This window comes from Pseudomonas sp. LRF_L74, assembly GCF_965644255.1.
Classification (GTDB): domain Bacteria; phylum Pseudomonadota; class Gammaproteobacteria; order Pseudomonadales; family Pseudomonadaceae; genus Aquipseudomonas.
In genome coordinates, this window is sequence record NZ_CBFFRH010000010.1 from 128,418 (window position 1) to 146,309 (window position 17,892).

13 protein-coding genes are annotated in these 17,892 nt (G+C 66.1%); 12 read left to right on the top strand and 1 reads right to left on the bottom strand.

Features of this window, described 5'->3' with window-relative positions:
• Positions 1-4 precede the first annotated feature (4 nt).
• The gene (locus ACSZPK_RS22505) at positions 5-2,185 is read right to left on the bottom strand and encodes a TonB-dependent receptor (RefSeq protein WP_437883826.1); all 2,181 of its coding nucleotides are present in this window, start codon (positions 2,183-2,185) and stop codon (positions 5-7) included.
• A 256-nt stretch (positions 2,186-2,441) separates the two neighbouring features.
• Between ACSZPK_RS22505 and cysK the strand changes: the two genes are divergently transcribed.
• The 12 genes from cysK (at position 2,442) to ACSZPK_RS22565 (ending at position 17,770) form a co-directional block, all read left to right on the top strand.
• Positions 2,442-3,389: a cysteine synthase A gene (cysK, locus tag ACSZPK_RS22510; protein WP_437883827.1), complete on the top strand. Its 948-nt coding sequence runs from the start codon at positions 2,442-2,444 to the stop codon at positions 3,387-3,389.
• A gap of 3 nt (positions 3,390-3,392) precedes the next feature.
• Complete coding sequence (locus ACSZPK_RS22515; protein WP_437883828.1) at positions 3,393-4,565, top strand: aminotransferase class V-fold PLP-dependent enzyme; 1,173 nt, start codon at positions 3,393-3,395, stop codon at positions 4,563-4,565.
• 160 nt (positions 4,566-4,725) lie between these two features.
• Positions 4,726-6,042, top strand: coding sequence for an LLM class flavin-dependent oxidoreductase (locus ACSZPK_RS22520; protein WP_437883829.1), 1,317 nt, complete (start codon positions 4,726-4,728; stop codon positions 6,040-6,042).
• 169 nt (positions 6,043-6,211) lie between these two features.
• The gene (locus ACSZPK_RS22525) at positions 6,212-8,386 is read left to right on the top strand and encodes a TonB-dependent receptor (protein WP_437883830.1); all 2,175 of its coding nucleotides are present in this window, start codon (positions 6,212-6,214) and stop codon (positions 8,384-8,386) included.
• Between the two features lie 18 nt (positions 8,387-8,404).
• Positions 8,405-9,748, top strand: a complete 1,344-nt coding sequence (locus tag ACSZPK_RS22530) for an LLM class flavin-dependent oxidoreductase (protein WP_437883831.1) — start codon at positions 8,405-8,407, stop codon at positions 9,746-9,748.
• Positions 9,745-10,794: an ABC transporter substrate-binding protein gene (locus ACSZPK_RS22535; RefSeq protein ID WP_437883832.1), complete on the top strand. Its 1,050-nt coding sequence runs from the start codon at positions 9,745-9,747 to the stop codon at positions 10,792-10,794. The genes ACSZPK_RS22530 and ACSZPK_RS22535 overlap by 4 nt, the downstream gene beginning before the upstream one ends.
• Entirely contained in the window at positions 10,794-11,645 is an 852-nt protein-coding gene (locus ACSZPK_RS22540) for an ABC transporter permease (RefSeq protein WP_437883833.1), read from the top strand. The genes ACSZPK_RS22535 and ACSZPK_RS22540 overlap by 1 nt, the downstream gene beginning before the upstream one ends.
• Positions 11,642-12,406: an ABC transporter permease gene (locus ACSZPK_RS22545; protein ID WP_437883834.1), complete on the top strand. Its 765-nt coding sequence runs from the start codon at positions 11,642-11,644 to the stop codon at positions 12,404-12,406. The genes ACSZPK_RS22540 and ACSZPK_RS22545 overlap by 4 nt, the downstream gene beginning before the upstream one ends.
• A gap of 16 nt (positions 12,407-12,422) precedes the next feature.
• Positions 12,423-13,412 carry an aldo/keto reductase gene (locus tag ACSZPK_RS22550; protein WP_437883835.1) on the top strand — a complete coding sequence of 330 codons (990 nt, stop codon included), beginning with the start codon at positions 12,423-12,425 and terminating at the stop codon, positions 13,410-13,412.
• Between the two features lie 165 nt (positions 13,413-13,577).
• Positions 13,578-15,290 carry an ABC transporter ATP-binding protein gene (locus ACSZPK_RS22555; RefSeq protein ID WP_437883836.1) on the top strand — a complete coding sequence of 571 codons (1,713 nt, stop codon included), beginning with the start codon at positions 13,578-13,580 and terminating at the stop codon, positions 15,288-15,290.
• Positions 15,283-17,082 carry an ABC transporter ATP-binding protein gene (locus ACSZPK_RS22560; RefSeq protein ID WP_437883837.1) on the top strand — a complete coding sequence of 600 codons (1,800 nt, stop codon included), beginning with the start codon at positions 15,283-15,285 and terminating at the stop codon, positions 17,080-17,082. The genes ACSZPK_RS22555 and ACSZPK_RS22560 overlap by 8 nt, the downstream gene beginning before the upstream one ends.
• Positions 17,083-17,209: 127 nt before the next feature.
• Positions 17,210-17,770 (top strand): RBBP9/YdeN family alpha/beta hydrolase, encoded by a 561-nt coding sequence (locus ACSZPK_RS22565; RefSeq protein ID WP_437883838.1) that lies wholly within the window; start codon positions 17,210-17,212, stop codon positions 17,768-17,770.
• The last annotated feature ends 122 nt before the right edge of the window (positions 17,771-17,892 follow it).

Consider the following 17,892-nt stretch of genomic DNA (forward strand, 5'->3'; position numbering starts at 1 on the left):
CAGGTCACAGGAACTGGTATTTCAGGCCCAGCGACACCTGGCGCTCGCGGTTGTAGAGCACGTTGTCGTAGCCGGTCGTGGCGTTGTAGGAGCCGGGCAAGGCGTAGTCGCGGTCGAACAGGTTCTTCACCGTCAGCGAGTAGGTCCAGCGACCGTCGCCCGTGGTGTAGTAGCCGCCCAGGTCGACGTAGGTCTGCGCCGGGCTCTTGGTCATCTCGCGGTCGGCGGAAACCGAGCTGTAGGATTCGTCCTCGTAGCGCAGGCTGGCGCCCAGGTCGAAGTCGCCGCCGCTCTTCAGCGGAATCCGGTAGGTGGCGTCCAGGCGGCCGCTCCAGCGTGGCGAGTTGGGCAGGTCATAGCCGACGAAATTGCTGTTGGCCGCGCCGGTGGGGTTGAGGTATTCGTCGAAGCGCGTGCGCAGGTAGGCCAGGTTGAACGCCAGCTCCAGGTTCTGCGTGGCCTTCAGCGCCGAGGAGAACTCGAAGCCCCAGGTATGCGCCTTGCCGGCGTTGACGATCACCGCGCCGGAAACCTGCTGGCCGTCGATCACCGCGTTGGTGACGCTGGCCTGGTAGTCCTCGTAGTCGTTGTAGAACAGCGTGGTGCTGGTACGCAGCCGGCCATTCCAGGCGGTGTTCTTCAAGCCCACCTCGTAGGCGGTGATCTTGTCCGGCTCGACCGGAACCAGGGCAATCGCCCGGCTCGCCGCCGCCGAGTTGTAGCCGCCGGCGGTGGAGCCCCAGGCGTAGGAGGCGTAGGTCAGCAGGTCCGGCGTCCACTGGTAGGCGATGGCGAACTTGGGGTGGACCTTCTCGTCGGTGTCCTTCAGGCCATTCACCGAGTAGGTGGTGGTCAGACGCTGGCCCTGTACGTTACTGCCGTAGGCCGCGCTGTCCATCTCGCTGATCTCGCGGCTGTAGCGCAGGCCGGCGGTGAGGGTGAGCTTGTCCACCGGGCGATAGTCGAGCTGGCTGTACACCCCATAGCTGGTCGACTGCACGCTGCTGTCGATGATCGAGAAGCGGTTGTTCGACCAGCTCAGGCGCTCGTGATCGAAGTCCTCGCGGAAGTAGATCAGGCCGCTGACGAAGTTGATCTTGTCGTATTCGCCGAACAGCTGGAATTCCTGGCTCTGCTGGTGCATGTCCAGGTCCTGGATAAAACCGTTGAGGTAGGTCGCCTTGCCATCCGTATCGGTCGGCATGCTCACCTGGCCATTGCGCACGGCGGTGATCGACTTGACGCGCAGGTGGTCGTCCAGCTCCTTTTCCAGGGTCAGCGAGCCGCCATAGACGTCGTTGTCCTGGGCCGGGTCGATATCCGAGTAGGTGGTGCGCTTGCGCGCATTGGCCGAGCGATAGGCGCTCAGGGCATACGGGGTTTCCGCCTTGAGGCCGTCCAGCGACAGGGTGGCCTTGAAGTCCTCGGTGGGTGTGAAACCGAGGATGCCGCGCAGTTGCTGGCCTTCGGCACGGTTGACCTTCTTGCCCAGCACCGGGTTGTCGGTGTCGGCATAGGTTTCGTCGTGGGCAAACGCCAGGCTGCCGTTGAGCACGCCAGGCACCAGCGCGCCAGCCAAGTAACCGCGCGCCTCGTTGGTCTTGTTGCCGCCGCCGATGCTGGCCCAGCCCACGGCCTTGTCGGTTGGCTGGCGGGTGACGAACTTGACCGCGCCACCGCCGGTGTTCTTGCCGTACAGTGTGCCCTGCGGACCGCTGAGCACCTCAACCCGCTCGATGTCCGGCAGCGCGCCGTACAGGCCGGCGCCGAACGGCCGGGCGATGTACACGTCGTCGAGGTAGATGCCCACCGACTGGTTACCGATCGGCCGGGTCGAGCCCACGCCACGGATGAAGATCGCCGGCGTGTAGGTGCGCGTGGCGATGGTCACGCCGGCAGCCTGCCCGGCCAGGTCGTTGATGCTGTGGATGCGCTTGCGCTCCAGCTCTTCGGCGGAGATCGCATGCACGGTGGTCGGGGTTTTCTGCAACGAGGTTTCACGTCGCTCGGCGGTCACCACCACTTCGGACAGACGCGCCTCATCGTCCTGCGGCTGGGCAGGTGCCGCGAACGCACTGCCTGCCGCCAGGGTCACCAGCACACTCAACGAGCTGAGCGCGTGCCCTGCCAGCCTCGGCGTCACCAACGCCGGATAAAATCGCTTTGCCTGTTTGCCGACCGCCATTTCCGTCTCCACATCTTGGGTTTCTATGGGGAGCGCAGGCTACGTCGGAGTTCAGGCATGGCGAACCGATATTATCGCTTTAGCAAAGTCGTACAGCGCATATGCCCAGAGCCAGGCCGTTTCGCCATGGCAGCGACCTAGCTCACTGGCCATCTATGCTTCGTCGTTTTTCTCGTTTCTCATCGTTCCGGGCGCGCAGTAGCGTGTGCCGATCCGCTCCGCTGATCGGAGCGCCCATTCGTGTGTGCGAGGACTCATGGCCAGTTTCAGAGGCAGGATTTACGACAGCATCATCGACACCATCGGCGCCACGCCGCTGGTGCGTTTCAGCCGATTCGCCGCCGACGCGGGCGTCAACGCCCAGATTCTCGGCAAGCTGGAGTTCTTCAACCCGCTGGCCTCGGTCAAGGACCGTCTGGGCATCGCCCTGATCGACGACGCCGAGCGCGCCGGACGGATCGAGCCTGGCTCGACCATCATCGAACCGACCTCGGGCAACACCGGCATCGCCCTTGCCTTCATCGCCGCCGCACGCGGCTATCGGCTGATCCTGTGCATGCCGGAAAGCATGTCCGAGGAGCGGCGCAAGATGCTGCGTTTCCTCGGCGCCGAGCTGGAGCTGACCCCGGCTAGCCAGAGCATGACCGGGGCGATCAACCGTGCCCAGGAATTGCAGAAGGAAATCCCCGGTTCGATCGTCCTGCAGCAGTTCGAGAATCCGGCCAACCCGGCCATCCACAAAGTCACCACCGCCGAGGAAATCTGGAACGACACCGCAGGCGAAGTGGACATCGTCGTCTCCGGCATCGGCACCGGCGGCACCATCACCGGCGTTGGCGAAGTGCTCAAGCGCTACAAGCCCTCGGTGCGGATCGTCGGCGTCGAACCGTCCGGCAGCGCCGTGCTGTCCGGCGGCAAGCCCGGACCGCACAAGATCCAGGGCATCGGCTCGGGCTTTCTGTCGAAGATTCTCGACCTCAAGCTGATCGACGAAATCATCGCCATCGACGACGACGATGCACTGACCACCGCCCGCCGTATCGCCCGCCTCGAAGGCGCGCCGGTCGGCATCAGTTCCGGCGCGGCGCTGGCCGCCGCCGTGCAGTTGGGCAAACGCCCGGAGAACGCCGGCAAGGTCATCGTCACGATCATCCCCAGCTTCGCCGAACGCTACCTGTCCACCGTACTGTTCGACGAGGTCTGAGCCATGCCGCAGATCCTCCCCTGGCCGTTCGCCCCGGCCAACGACACGGTTGCGACGCCCTACTTCGACTACGCCGCCACCACGCCGGTGGACGAGCGCGTCATCGCGCGCATGGTCGAGTGCCTGGGCAAGAGCGGCACCTTCGGTAACCCGGCATCCAGCTCGCACAGCTTCGGCCAGCGCGCCCGCGAGCAGGTCGAACAGGCGCGCCGCCAGGTCGCCGGGCTGGTCGGCGCCGAGCCGCAGCAGTTGGTCTGGACCTCCGGCGCCACCGAGTCGAACAACCTGGCGCTCAAGGGCGTGGCCCAGGCACGCGGCGCAGCGAAGGGCCATATCATCAGCAGCCAGATCGAGCACAAGGCGGTGCTCGACACCCTGGCGCAGTTGCAGGGCCAGGGCTTCGCGGTGACCTACCTGGCGCCGGACAAGGATGGCGCGATTACCACAGACGCCGTGCGCCAGGCCTTGCGCGACGACACCTTTCTGGTCTCGCTGATGCTGGTCAACAACGAGCTGGGCAGCGTCACCGATGTCGCGGCGATTGGCGACCTGGTGCGTGAACATGGCGCACTGCTGCACGTCGACGCCGCCCAGGCCAGCGGCAAGGTCGTCATCGATCTCGGCACGCTGGCGGTCGACCTGATGTCGTTCTCGGCGCACAAGACCTATGGCCCCAAGGGTATCGGCGCACTGTATGTCGGCCCGTGCGCCAACGGCCGGTTGCAGGCGCAGATACATGGCGGCGGGCACGAACAGGGCCTGCGCTCGGGAACCCTGGCCACGCACCAGATCGTCGGCATGGGCGAGGCATTCGCCCTCGCCCACGAGCTTTTCGCCGAGGAGCAGGCCCGCATCGCCAGCCTGCGCGAGCGCCTGCTCAAGGGCTTGCAGGGCTTGCCACTGGCGTTCAACGCCGCGCGCACGCGGCAGATTCCGCACACGCTGAGCATCACCGCCTACTCGGATTTCGCCCTGGGCAACGCGCTGGCCGTGTCCTCGACCTCCGCCTGCAACTCGGCGAGCAACGCGCCCTCGCACGTACTGCTGGCGCTGGGCCTGAACCTGGCCGAAGCCACCCGCACCCTTCGCCTGAGCCTGGGGCGCTTCACCACCGAGCAGGAAGTCGACCAGGCGGCGCGGGCGATTCGTGACGCGCTGCTGGTGCCGGTGCCCTGAAGCACCTTGCGCAGGAACAGGCTTGCCTGCAATGCGTGCCCAACAGCACCCGCACGGTTTGAAAGCCTGCTCCTGCGACAAGCAAACAGTCCGTCACTTTTGCTGTTCCGACTATCACGCGATGGAGGCAACGCTCACTCACGTAACGCGGGGTCCATCCATGAGTTCGTCATCCATCCAGCAACTTCAACTGCATCTGAACGTGGTAATACGCGGCAGCGGCCATCACGCGGGCGCCTGGCGACATCCGCAGGCCCGACCGCAGGATGAGCTGAGCCTCGGCTACTACACCGAGCTGGCGCAGATTGCCGAGCGCGGCCTGTTCGACGCGATCTTCATGGCCGATGGTTTCTTCGGCCTGTCGCGGCGCCTGGAGCCGTTCACGCTGCTCTCCGCACTGGCGGCCGTCACACGCCATATCGGCCTGATCGCCACCGCCGATACCACCTACAACGAGCCTTTCCACCTTGCCCGCAAACTGGCCTCGCTGGACCATATCAGCGGCGGTCGCGCGGCCTGGAACGTGGTCACCGGCGCCTATTCCGCCAGCCAGCATTTCAACCGCAAGGAACACCCGGCCATCGATGAGCGTTACCGCATCGGCAACGAATTCCTCGCCATCGTCAAACGCCTGTGGGACAGCTGGGACGAAGACCTGGACTACCTCGACCCGCAGGCGCCCACGCAACTCGCCCATAGCCGGCCGCACGCCTTCCGCCATGCCGGGAGCTACCACGATGTCAGCGGCCCGCTGAACATCCCGCGCCCGCCCCAGGGGCATCCGGTGATCGTCCAGGCCGGGGCCTCCGAAGGCGGGCGCGACATGGCCGCGCGCTCGGCGGACATGGTGTTCAGTGCCGAACAATCGCTGGGCACGGCCCAGCGTTTCTATGCGGACATCAAATCACGGATGCAGGGCTACGGCCGTCAGCCACACGAGCTGCTGATCGTGCCGGGCTTCGCGCCCATCGTCGCGCGCAGCGCAGCCGAAGCCCGGGAGATCGCCGAAGACTTCAATGCACGAACCCACTTCACTGCCCTGCTCGCCCAGTTCTCGCCCTGGTTCAACGTCGATCTCGCCGAGTATCCGCTCGACCATCCGGTGCCTCTTGAACACCTGGCAGTTGAACCACCGCCAACGACTGGTATTACCAGCAAGCGCCAGAGTTGGCTCGACGCCATCCGCGAAGAACGCATGACCATCCGCCAGATGCTCGAACGCAGCGCCGGTGGCCACGGCTTCATCACCGTGGTCGGCAGCCCGGTACAGGTGGCCGATGTGATGCAACGCTGGCTGTTCGAGCACGCCGCCGATGGCTTCAACCTGATGCCCCACGTGTTCCCCGCCGGACTGGAAAGCTTCGTCGATCTGGTGATTCCCGAATTGCAGAATCGTGGCATCTACCGCCAGGCCTACGCGGGCGACACGTTGCGTGACCGCCTGGGCCTGCGCCGGCCCGAACGCATCACTGGCTGATACGGCAGCGCCCGTGCATACCCGTTTATCGGCTTTGCATTCCAGATAATTTCAGTTCGTCGAGAGCCACCGGCTGATTACTCTGCCACTGCCGTCGCCAAGCGGCACCAGCGACCCACTATCACGAGATGGAGGTACTGCCGACACCCACATGATCAGAGGAAATTCCATGCAGCGCCTGTTCACCGATCAGCAGTCCATATCGCGCCACGCTCACCTGCGCAATGCCGTCAGGCTGGCTCTTTTCGCCGGCGTCACCGGCCTCGCCTCGCCCAGCCTGGCCGAGACGCCCGAGCCTGCCGACGACGCCCGACTGCCCGAGGTCAAAGTCACCGCCGAGCGCCGCGAGACCACCCTGCAAAAGACCCCGGTAACGGTCAACGTGGTCGACGCCAACGAGCTGGAAAAACGCGCGGTGACCAAACTCTCCGACCTCGCCGGCCTGGCCGCAGGGGTGAATATTCCCAACCAGTGGCCGAACACCCAGAGCGTGTTCATCCGTGGCATCGGCTCGTCGCGCCCGATCGGCAACCCGTCGGTGGGCTGGTACATCGACGACGTCTACGTGCCCCGCTCGTTCGGCAGCAGCTTCTTCGGCAACCTGCCGGACATCGAGCGCGTCGAAGTGCTGCATGGCCCGCAAGGCACCCTGTACGGTCAGAACACCAGCTCCGGGGCGCTGAAGCTGATCTCGCGCCAGCCCACCGCCGACACCCGCGCCTGGGCCAGCCTCGGCCTCGGCAACCAGGGCCAGGTGGAAACCCGTGGCTACGCCAACGGCACCCTGGCACCGGGCCTGCTCACCGCCAGCGTAGCCTTCGCCAGCAGCGAGATCGACGGCGACGTGCACAACGTCTACCTCGGCAAGGACGTCAACAGCTACGAGAACAAGCAACTGCGCACCATTTTCCACCTGACGCCTTCCGACAGCTTCGACGCCGTACTGAGCATCGACGGTCTGCACGGCCACGCCACATCTGGCTCCACGCCGCTGAACCAGGCCGGCACCGGCACTCGACGCAATTTCTCCGACATCGGCGAGGAGCAGAACTACGACAGCGGCGGCGTCTCGCTGAAGCTGCAAGCACAGCTCAACGACCAGCTCAGCGTGAAGTCGGTGAGCGCCTACCGCAACTTCGATGTCGACATGCCGTCCGACGACCCCTACCCGACCTTCAAGTCCGGCTTCGACCAGGACCTGAACCAGGACCAGTACTCCCAGGAATTCCAACTGATCGGCGACTACGGTCGCTTCAACTTCATCACCGGCCTGATGCTCTGGCACGAAGTGTTCGAGATGGATCGCCTGAGCTGGAGCAACAACGCCTTTAGCATCATCGACAGCAAGAGCACCACCGACAGCGTCGGCCTCTACGGCCAGGGCACCTACCACTTCACCGACGCCCTCGCCCTGACCCTCGGCCTGCGCCTGAACAAGGAATGGCGCGAGATGGACAGCGCCGCCTACACCAGCAACGTCAACCGCCAGCGCATCAGCCAGATCTATCGGGTCGAGGGATTGAAGGAGGAATACCAGGCAGTCACACCCAAGGTCACCCTCGACTACCAGTGGACGCCCGAGTTGCTGACCTACGCCACCTACGCCATCGGTGAAACCTCCGGCGGCTGGAACCCGGCCTCCGCGTCGCTGGCTATCGCCCAGATACCGGTCGATCCGGAAAAGGTCACCTCCTACGAGATCGGCCTGAAAAGCACTGCCTTCGGCGGTCGCCTGCGCAACAACGTCGCGCTGTTCTACAACGACTACGAGGACTACCAGGCGTCGATCAGCAACCCGGTGATCAATGGCCAGACCATCACTGGCGCGGTGATCGCCAACGCCGGCCAGGCACATACCTGGGGCGCGGAATGGGAGTCGACCTTCAAGGCCACGCGCAACCTGGAGTTCAACCTCAACCTGGCCTACCTGCGCACCCGCTTCGACGAATTCCTCAACCCCACCGGCGCCGCCAGCACCGACTTCACCGGCTATGAACTGCCCTATGCGCCACGCTGGAGCGGCAGCATCGGCAGCACCTACAGCATTGCGCTGGGCAATGGCGGCGACCTGCGCCTGAACGCCAACTATCGCTCGGAAAGCAGCTCGTACTCGGCGGTCAGCGCGACCAACGAGTTCACCAAGTTCCCGTCCACCCACTACCTCGACGCCGGTGTGTTCTACACCACGCCCGAAGGCGGCTGGACCTTCTCGCTGACCGGCAAGAACCTGCTGAACAAGACCTTCGAGCTGCCCGGCTACTACGTCCCCGCGCTGAACTACTACTCGCAGAACTACAACCGCGAGCGGCAACTGTTGCTGACTGTGCGCCGCGACTTTTTCTGATCATCCAAGGAGACCGACATGGCCCGTTCCGACAACCGCAAGCTGCACCTGGCCGCCTTCCTTTCCGGGATCGGCGCCCACGTCCAGGCCTGGCGCCATCCGCAGACCAGCAGCAAGAGCGCGGTGGATATCGCCACCTTCATCGAAGCGGCGCAGATCGCCGAGGCCGGCAAGTTCGACTTCGGTTTCATCGCCGACTCGACCTTCATCAGCAAGGACTCGACGCCCTACTTCCTCAGCCGTCTGGAGCCGGTCACCGCGCTCGCTGCCGTGGCGGCGGCGACCCGGCACCTGGGCCTGGCGGCGACCATGACCACCTCGTTCAGCGAGCCCTTCACCACCGCGCGGCAACTGGCCTCGCTGGACCTCATCAGCGGCGGCCGCGCGGCCTGGAACGCGGTGACCGGCGCCCTCGAAGGCCACGCGCGCAACCACGGCGGCGACACGCTCTACGACCACGCCAAGCGCTACCGCATCGCCGACGAGTACATCTCGGTGGTCAAGGGCCTGTGGGACTCCTGGGAAGACGACGCCTTCATCCGCGACAAGGCCAGCGGCCAGTACGTCGACTTCGACAAGATGCACCGCCTCGACCACCAGGGCGAGCACTTCGCCGTACAGGGCCCGCTGAACATCGAGCGCTCGCCCCAGGGCCGGCCGATCCTGTTCCAGGCCGGCGCCTCGGAGCCGGGCCGCGACCTGGCCGCACGGGAGGCCGACGCGATCTTCTCCGGCAAGGTCGACGACGTGCCCAGGGCCAAGGCCTACTACGACGACATCAAGCGCCGCGCCGTGGCCTTCGGCCGCCAGCCGGGCGACGTGCTGCTGTTCCCCTCGATCACGCCCATCATCGGCGCCACCGAGGAAGAGGCGCTGCGCAAGCACCGCGAGGTCAGCGAGTTGCTGGATATCGAGGTCGCGGTGAAATACCTCAGCCGCTATTTCAGTTTCTTCGACTTCAGCCAGTTCCCGCTCGACGAGCCGCTGCCGGAGCTGGGCGATATCGGCAAGGACAGTTTCAAGTCCACCGCCGAAGGCTATCTGCGCATCGCCCGCGAGGAGAACCTGACCCTGCGCCAGCTCGCCCTGCGTGCCTCCAGCCCCGGCCTGCAATTCGTCGGCACCGCCGAGCAGATCGCCGACCGCCTGCAGAAGCTGTTCGAGGACGAAGTGGTCGATGGCTACATCCTCCACTCCTACCTGCAACCCCAGGGCCTGCGCGAGTTCGTCGAGCAGGTGGTGCCGATCCTGCAGGATCGCGGCCTGTTCCGCCGCGAGTACGAAGCCGACACCCTGCGCGGCAACCTCGGCCTGGCGTTCCCGCAGAACCGCCATGCCAAGGCGCGCGAGGAGCGTTCATGAGAAAGCTGCTGTGGCTGGCCGCCCTGCTGCTGGTTGGCAGCGGCCTGCATGCCGAGGAAAAACCCGAGGTGATCCGCCTCGGCGCCCCGGCGATCCAGGGCGACACCCAGGGTATCTGGGGCGCCAGCGGCGTGGCCAGGCTCAAGGGCTGGTTCGACGAGGAATTCGCCAAGGACGGCATCAAGGTCGAGTTTCCCGGCTTCAAGGGCGGCGGGCCGATGGTCGGCCAGGCCCTGGCCAACGGCCAGATCGAGTTCGCCGGCAACGGCGACATGATCTCCATCATCGGTCGCAGCTCCGGGATCAAGAGCCGCCTGCTGATGCCCGGCAGCCGCCTGGAGAACGCCTACCTGCTGGTCGCGCCGGATTCGCCGATCAAGTCGGTGAGCGACCTGCGTGGCAAGCGCGTGGCTTATTTCAAGGGCAACTACATCCAGTTGCAGGTGATCCGTATCCTCGCCACCGAGGGCATGACCGAGAAGGACATCCGCAACGTCAGCCTGCTCGGCGCCGCCGCCACCAATGCTCTGCGCAACGGCAACGTCGATGCGATCTTCGCCGGCTCCGAGGGCCTGGAAAGCGAAGCCAAGGGGCTGACCAAGGTGGTCTACAGCACCCAGGGCGCTTCGCCGCGCCTCACCGCGCAGTCGGGCATCCTGGTGCGCGAAGACTTCGTCCAGCGTTACCCGCAGATCACCCAGCGCGTGGTCAACGTGCTGGTCAAAGCCGCGCACTGGGCCTCCGAGCCGGCCAACAAAGACGACGTGTTCGCCCTCTGGGCCAAGGGCGGCCGCAGCCTGGAAACCCTGCAGCGCGACTACGGCGATCGGCCCTTGGCCGAGCGTGTCAGCCCGCTGATCGATCCGTTCTTCGTCGCCCAATACGCAGACACGCAACGGCTGGTCAACCAACTCGGCCTGCTGCGCGGCGGCACCTTCGACATTCAGCAATGGTTCGATCCGCAGTACCTGAACAACGCGCTGAAGGCACAGGGGCTGGAGCACTACTGGACACCCCTGGACGCCAACGGCAAGCGGACCGACTGATGGCTGGCATCGATGGAACGCAAGCGGTGCCGGCGGTAAAGGCGCGCCCCGCCCTGGCCACTCGCCTGCGCGGCCGCTACAGGCGCGGGCCGGTGGCCAACCTGGCACTGGCCTGGCTGGTGCCGCTGCTGTTGCTGGGCCTGTGGTGGCTCAGCGCCGAACGGCAATGGCTGAGCCTGCAAACCCTGCCGCCGCCCGGCCAGGTGTTCGACACCCTGGGCGCGATGCTGCGCAGCGGCGAGCTGTGGGATCACCTGAGCATCAGCCTGCTGCGGGTGCTCGGTGGTTTCGCTCTCGGCGCGAGCCTGGGCCTGGCCCTGGGTTTCGCCATGGGCCTGTCGGCGATCCTGCGTGAACTGCTCTACCCGACCTTTCGCCTGCTCGCCTGCGTACCGCTGCTGGGCTGGTTGCCGCTGCTGATGCTGCTGCTCGGCATCGACGAAGCGCTCAAGGTGGTGCTGATCGCCAAGGCGGCGCTGATCCCGGCGACGCTCAACACCTACCAGGGCCTGCGCAATGTGCCCAAACAGTACCTGGAGCTGGCCCGGGTGTATCGCTTCGGCCGTTGGCAGATTCTCTGGCGGGTGCTGCTGCCCGGCGCATTCCCGGCGATCTGGAGCGGCCTGCGCTATGGCCTCACCCATTGCTGGCTGGTGCTGGTGCTGGTCGAACTGCTCGCCGCCTCGGAAGGCCTGGGCTACCTGATGTCCAACGGTCAGCAACTGATGCAGATGGACGTGCTGCTGGTGGCCGTGCTGGTCGTCGGCGCCATCGGTTTCACCCTGGACAAGCTTCTCGCCGCCATCGAGCGCCACCTGCTGCGCTGGCGCCATCAGGAGCAACGCTCATGACCACTACAACCTGGCGTCCTTACTTGCTGGGTGCCACGCCGCCCGTGCTGGCCCTGCTGGTGTGGGGCGTGATCGCGACTCAAGGCTCGCCAGGCCCGCTGTTCGTGGCGCCAGGCCAGGTTATCGATGCGGCACTGGAACTGAGCGACAGCGGCGAGTTATGGAGCGCACTGTTCACCAGCCTGGCACGCTACCTGGCGGGCCTCGCCATCGGCGCCTGCGCCGGCCTGGTGGTCGGCCTGTTGCTGGGGCTGTCGCGCCTCAGTCGCCTGCTGTTCGGCCCGACGCTGCGCACCTTGCAGCAAATCTCGCTGTTCGCCTGGATCCCGCTGATCATGGCCTGGTTCGGCCTGGCCGAGACCAGCAAGCTGGTGTTCATCGCCCTCGCCGCGTTCTTCCCGGTGCTGGTCAATACCTTCGAAGGGGTCGGCAGCGTGCCCGCCACCCTGGTGGAAGTGGCCCGCGTGCACAAGCTGACGCGCTGGCAACTGCTCAGCCGGGTGGTGTTGCCCTCGGCGGTGCCATCGATCTTCACCGGTTTCTACCTGGCCCTGATCTACGCCTGGCTGGCCACCCTCGGTGCCGAATACATGCTCACTTCAGGCGCCGGCCTGGGCAATCTGCTGGTCGATGGCCAGGAGCGCTACCGCATGGACCACGTGCTACTGGGCATCGTCCTCGTCGCCGCTGTCGGCTTCAGCCTCAACGTGCTCGCCAATCGCCTGGAAACCCGCCTGCTACGCTGGCGTCAGCCTAACTGAACAAGGAGATTCCCCCATGCAGTACAACCGACTGGGCCGCACCGGCCTGCAGATTTCCCGCCTCGGCATCGGCACCATGACCTTCGGCCTGCAGACCGAGGAAGCGGTGTCGCGCAGCATTCTCGACAAGGTGCTGGATGCGGGGATCAATTTCGTCGACACCGCTGACGTCTACCCCATCGGCGGCAGCCTGGAGACCGTCGGCCGCACCGAGGAGATCATCGGCCGCTGGTTGCCCGGCAAGCGCGACCAGGTGGTCCTGGCGACCAAGGCGGTCGGCAAGGTCGGCCCCCAGGCCTGGGACCAGGGCGCCTCGCGCAAGCACCTGATCGACGCCCTGCATGCCTCGCTGCGGCGCCTGAACACCGACTACGTCGACCTCTACCAACTGCACTGGGACGACCCCGACACGCCGCTCGACGAAACCCTCGAAGCGCTGGACAGCCTGGTGCGCGACGGCAAGGTGCGCTACATCGGCGTGTCCAACTTCCTCGCCTACCGCCTGGCCCTGGCGCTCGGCCGTTCGGAGGTGCGCAACCTGGCGCGCTTCATCTCCGTGCAACCGCGCTACAGCCTGTTGTTCCGCGAGATCGAACGCGAACTGCTGCCGCTGGCCGCCGAGCAGGACCTTGGCGTGGTGGTCTACAACCCGCTGGCCGGCGGCCTGCTCAGTGGCAAGCACAAACCCGGCGCGCCGACCGAAGGCACCCGTTTCACCCTCGGCAGCGTGGCCTGGCGTTATCAGGAGCGCTACTGGCACCAACGTTATTTCGAAACGGTGGAAGCGCTGAAACCACTGGCCGCCGAACACGGCGTCGACCTGGTCACCGCCTCCATCGCCTGGGTGCTGGCCAACCCGACCGTGAGCAGCGCGCTGATCGGCGCCAGCCGTCCCGAACAGCTCGACCAGACCCTGGCCGCCGCCGACCTGGCGCTCGACCCGGCGTTCAAGCAGCAGCTCGACGAGCTGACCCATGAATACCGCTTTGGCGATGCCCAGCGCTGAAACTTGCAAGCATGATCGCTCCCACACGGAGCGTGGGAACGATCTACAGGATCTACAAAAACGTCATTCCCGCGAAGGCGGGAACCCAGATGACTGACTCCCCATAACCCCTCACCCAGCGGACCACCGCAGCCGGAGGACTGAACCACCACACAGAGAACCCCCATGGCATCACTGTCCCTGCTGTTGCCCTTCCTCACACCGCAACGCCGCTCCCTGGCCATCGCCTTCGGCCTGATGCTCTGCGAGGCGCTGGTCGAACTGTCCTACCCGCTGTTCATGGCCCTGTTGATCGACCGTGGCATCCTCGGCCAGGACCTGTCCCAGGTCCTGCTCTGGGGCGCGCTGATGGTCGGCCTGGCGCTGTTCAGCTTCGCCTGCGGCATCAGCAGCACCTTCTTCGCCGCCGACGCCGGGCAGAGCTTCGCCCGGGCGATCCGCCATGCCCTGTTCCAGCGCATCGCCCGGGCGCCCATGGCGACCTTCCAACGCCACGCGCCCGCCAGCCTGATGACGCGCCTGATCGGCGACGTCAACCAGATGCAGAACGCCGTGTTCATGTGCGTGCGCCTGTACCTGCGTGCGCCGCTGATCATCATCGGCGCGGTGCTCATGGCGCTGTGGGTGGACGCCTGGCTGGCGCTGGTGCTGGCCCTGGCCACGCCGGCCATCGGCCTGGCCCTGGGCTGGACGCTGCAACGCGGCATGACGCTGTTCCGCATCGCCCAGGAACGCCTGGATCGCCTCACCGGGCTGCTGCGCGAGAACTGCAACGGCATGCCGCTGATCCGAGCCTACGGCCGGGCGCCCCATGAAACCGAACGTTTCGCGGCGGCCGGCGAACACTTCCGGCAACGCACCGCCAGCGCCATGCAGCTTTCCGAAACCGTGGTGCCGGGCCTGATCCTGCTGCTCAACCTGTGCATCCTGTTCATCCTCTGGTCCGGGCAGCAGCGGATCGCCGTCGGCGCCATCAGCGCCGGCGCCGTGGTCGCGATCCTCAACTACGCCACGCGCATCATCGGTGAGTTCGCCTACCTGTCGATGATCCTCACCAACCTGAGCATGGCCCGTTCGGCGCTGGGTCGGACCGCGGAAATCCTGCGCGCGGACATCGAGCAGCAAGCCCACGGCACGCCACAGTCACGCCAGCCGGCGGCCATCCGCGGCGAGCAGCTCGCCTTCGCTTATCCGGGGCACGGCCAGCAGGTGCTGCACGACCTGTCGTTCGACATCCACCCCGGCCAGCGCGTGGTCGTCATCGGGCCCACCGGCTCGGGCAAATCCACCCTGCTGCACCTGCTCATGGGCTTTCACCGGCCCAGTGCCGGCCAGCTGCGCATCGACGACGACGAAGACCCGCGCCCACGCATCGGCTACGTACCACAGACACCCATGCTGGTGGCCGGCAGCATCGCCGACAACCTGCGCTGGGGAAATCCGCAGGCCAGCCAGGCCGAGCTGATCGATGCCGCGCGCCGCGCCCAATTGCACGACCTGATCCTCAGCCTGCCCGATGGCTACGACACCGCCCTGCAAGCCAGGGCCGGCAACCTTTCCGGCGGCCAGCGCCAGCGCCTGTCGATCGCCCGCGCCCTGCTGCGCAAGCCCGACCTGCTGCTGCTCGACGACTGCACCAGCGCCCTGGACGCGGCCACCGAGGCGGCTGTGCTCGATGCCCTCGCCGAGCTGCCGTGCAGCGTGGTGCTGGTGACCCAGAAGATCAGCGCGGCCCAGCGCGCCGACCACATCCTGCTGCTCGACGACGGCCGCCTGGTCGCCCAGGGCCGGCATGCCGAGCTGCTGGCCAGCCAGGCGCTGTACCGCGACATCGTCGAATCCCAGGTCCATGCCCATGGAGTGCCCAGCCATGCCTGAGCGTACCCTGTCATCCCGTTACGGGCGCATGCCCCTGCTGCGTCTCGCCGCCGCCCAGGCCAGGAGCGCCAGCACCGCCTGGGCCAGTACCTTGCCGCGCATCTGGCGCTACCTGGCCGTGTACCGCATCCGCCTGGCGCTGATCGCCTTCAGCGTCTTGCTCTGCGCGGCGCTGGTGCTGCTCGGGCCGTTCCTGCTCGGCCGGGCCATCGACGACCTGCTGCTGGAGAGTCAACGCAGCGCCTCGTTGTGGCTGCTGGGGCTGCTGGCGGCGGTGTACCTGCTGCAACTGCTGGTCAGCGCCGGGCAGAGCCGGGCCATGATCACGCTCGCCCAACGCACGGTGATGAACATCCGCCAGGATGTGTTCGCCCACCTGCACCGCCTGCCCATGACCTACTTCGCCGACCGCCACGCGGGCGAGATCGCCAGCCGCCTGACCAACGACCTGGAAAACCTCGGCCAGACCCTGAGCCAGGCGGTGCTGCGCATCGGCACCAGCCTGGTGGTGTTCGTCGGCATGCTGGGGCTGATGTTCTGGCTCGATCCGATCCTGGCCCTGGTCAGCCTCATCGTCGTGCCCATGATGTTCGCCGGCCTGCGCTGGATCGGCGCGCGCACGCCCCTGCTGTTCAAGCGCCAGCAGACGGATGTCGGCGCCCTCGCCGCCTTCATCGACGAGGCGCTGTCGGTGCATGCCGCGAGCAAGGCCTTCGCTCGCGAACAGCAGAGCATCGACGACTTCGAAGCGAGGAACGCGCGCCTGCATGTCTCCAGCTACTGGGCGCAGACCTACTCGGGCTTCATGTCGAAACTGATGTACATCTGCGACAACCTGAGCTTCTCGCTGATCCTGGTGGTCGGTGGCGTGCTGGCCCTGCACGGGCACACCAGCATCGGCGTGATCATCACCTTCAGCGAATACGCCCGGCAGTTCTCGCGCCAGCTCAACCAGGTCTCCACCCAGATCAGCCAGGTCCTGGCGTCGGTGGCCGGCGCCGAGCGGGCCTTCGAGATACTCGATGAACCGGTGGAACTGGATGGCCAGGTCGCCCTGGACGAACTGCGGGGCGATATCCGTTTCGAGGGCGTCGGCTTCGCCTACCCGGACGGTCCGCCGGTGCTCACCGATGTGGACCTGCACATCACGCCGGGGCAGACCCTGGCCCTGGTCGGCCCCACCGGGGCCGGCAAATCGACCGTGGTGCAATTGCTCACGCGCTTTCACGACGCCAGTGCCGGGCGCATCCTGATCGACGGCCAGGACCTGCGCGCGCTGCGCCGTGCCGACCTGCGCCGGCAGATGGGCTTCGTCCTGCAGGAGCCGCTGCTGTTCAATGCCTCGGTGCGCGACAACGTGCGTTATGCCCGCGCCGCGGCCAGCGACGCGGAGGTCGAACACGCCTGCCGCCTGGCCAATGCCCACGCCTTCATCGAGAAACTGCCGGAAGGCTACGACACCCTGTTGCGGCATGAGGGCGGCGACATCAGCCAGGGCCAGCGCCAGTTGCTGACCATCGCCCGGGCGATCCTCGCCGATCCGCGCATCCTGATTCTCGACGAGGCCACCAGCAGCATCGACACCCTGACCGAGGCGCGGATCCAGGAGGCGCTGAAACGCCTGATGCGCGGGCGCACCTGCCTGATCATCGCCCACCGCCTGCAGACCATCGAACGGGCCGAGCAGATCCTGGTACTGGATCAGGGCCGGGTGGTACAGCGCGGCAGGCACGATGAGTTGCTCGCGGTCGAGGGCTTGTACCGCAGCCTGTACCGCAGCAATCCGGCTTAACACGCTGCCGCTGCGTTTGCCGTCCATGCCTGAAATCTGGTTATTTCCATATGCCATCTGGCCTGTCGCCGAGCGCGCGCGGTTCGGCTAGCCTGCGCACTTTTCCTGTCCGACGAGGGCCATGAAGATGTCCGAAGTTCGTGTGCTGAACCTGCCGGGGCGGGGCGATTCCGGCGACAAGCACTGGCAGACATTCTGGGAACGCAGCCACCCGGATTATCGCCGTGTGATCCAGGCCGAATGGGACAACCCGGACATCGATGAGTGGGTCGAGACCCTGCATGTGGCCATCGTCGCCGAGGACTCGCCGGTGGTGCTGGTGGCGCATTCGCTGTCGGTCAGCCAGGTCGCCCACTGGGCGGCCCGGCATGCCTTCGCCGCCGATTATCGGGGCCAGGTCAAGGGCGCGTTGCTGGTGGCGCCAAGTGACGTCGAGCATCCCAGCTACCCACCCGGCGCGCGCGGCTTCGCCCCGATCCCGCTGCTGCGCCTGCCGTTCGCCAGCATCGTCGTGGCCAGCACCGACGACGTGCGCGTGTCCGTCGAGCGCGCCCGCCTGTTCGCCGCAGCCTGGGGTTCGCGCCTGGACCTACCGGGCGCCTACGGCCACCTCGGCTCCGCCGCCGAACTGGGCGACTGGGCCTATGGCAAAGCGCTGTTGCAGACACTGATCGATGGCGCGACCTGAACGTCGTCACTCGAATTCGATATGACCTTTCCACCCATCTAACCCCGATAAGATCAGTTCGCGCCCATACGCCAGGTGTATACCCTCGGCTCAAGTGGCTAGAGCCTGTTCAAAGACTCGCG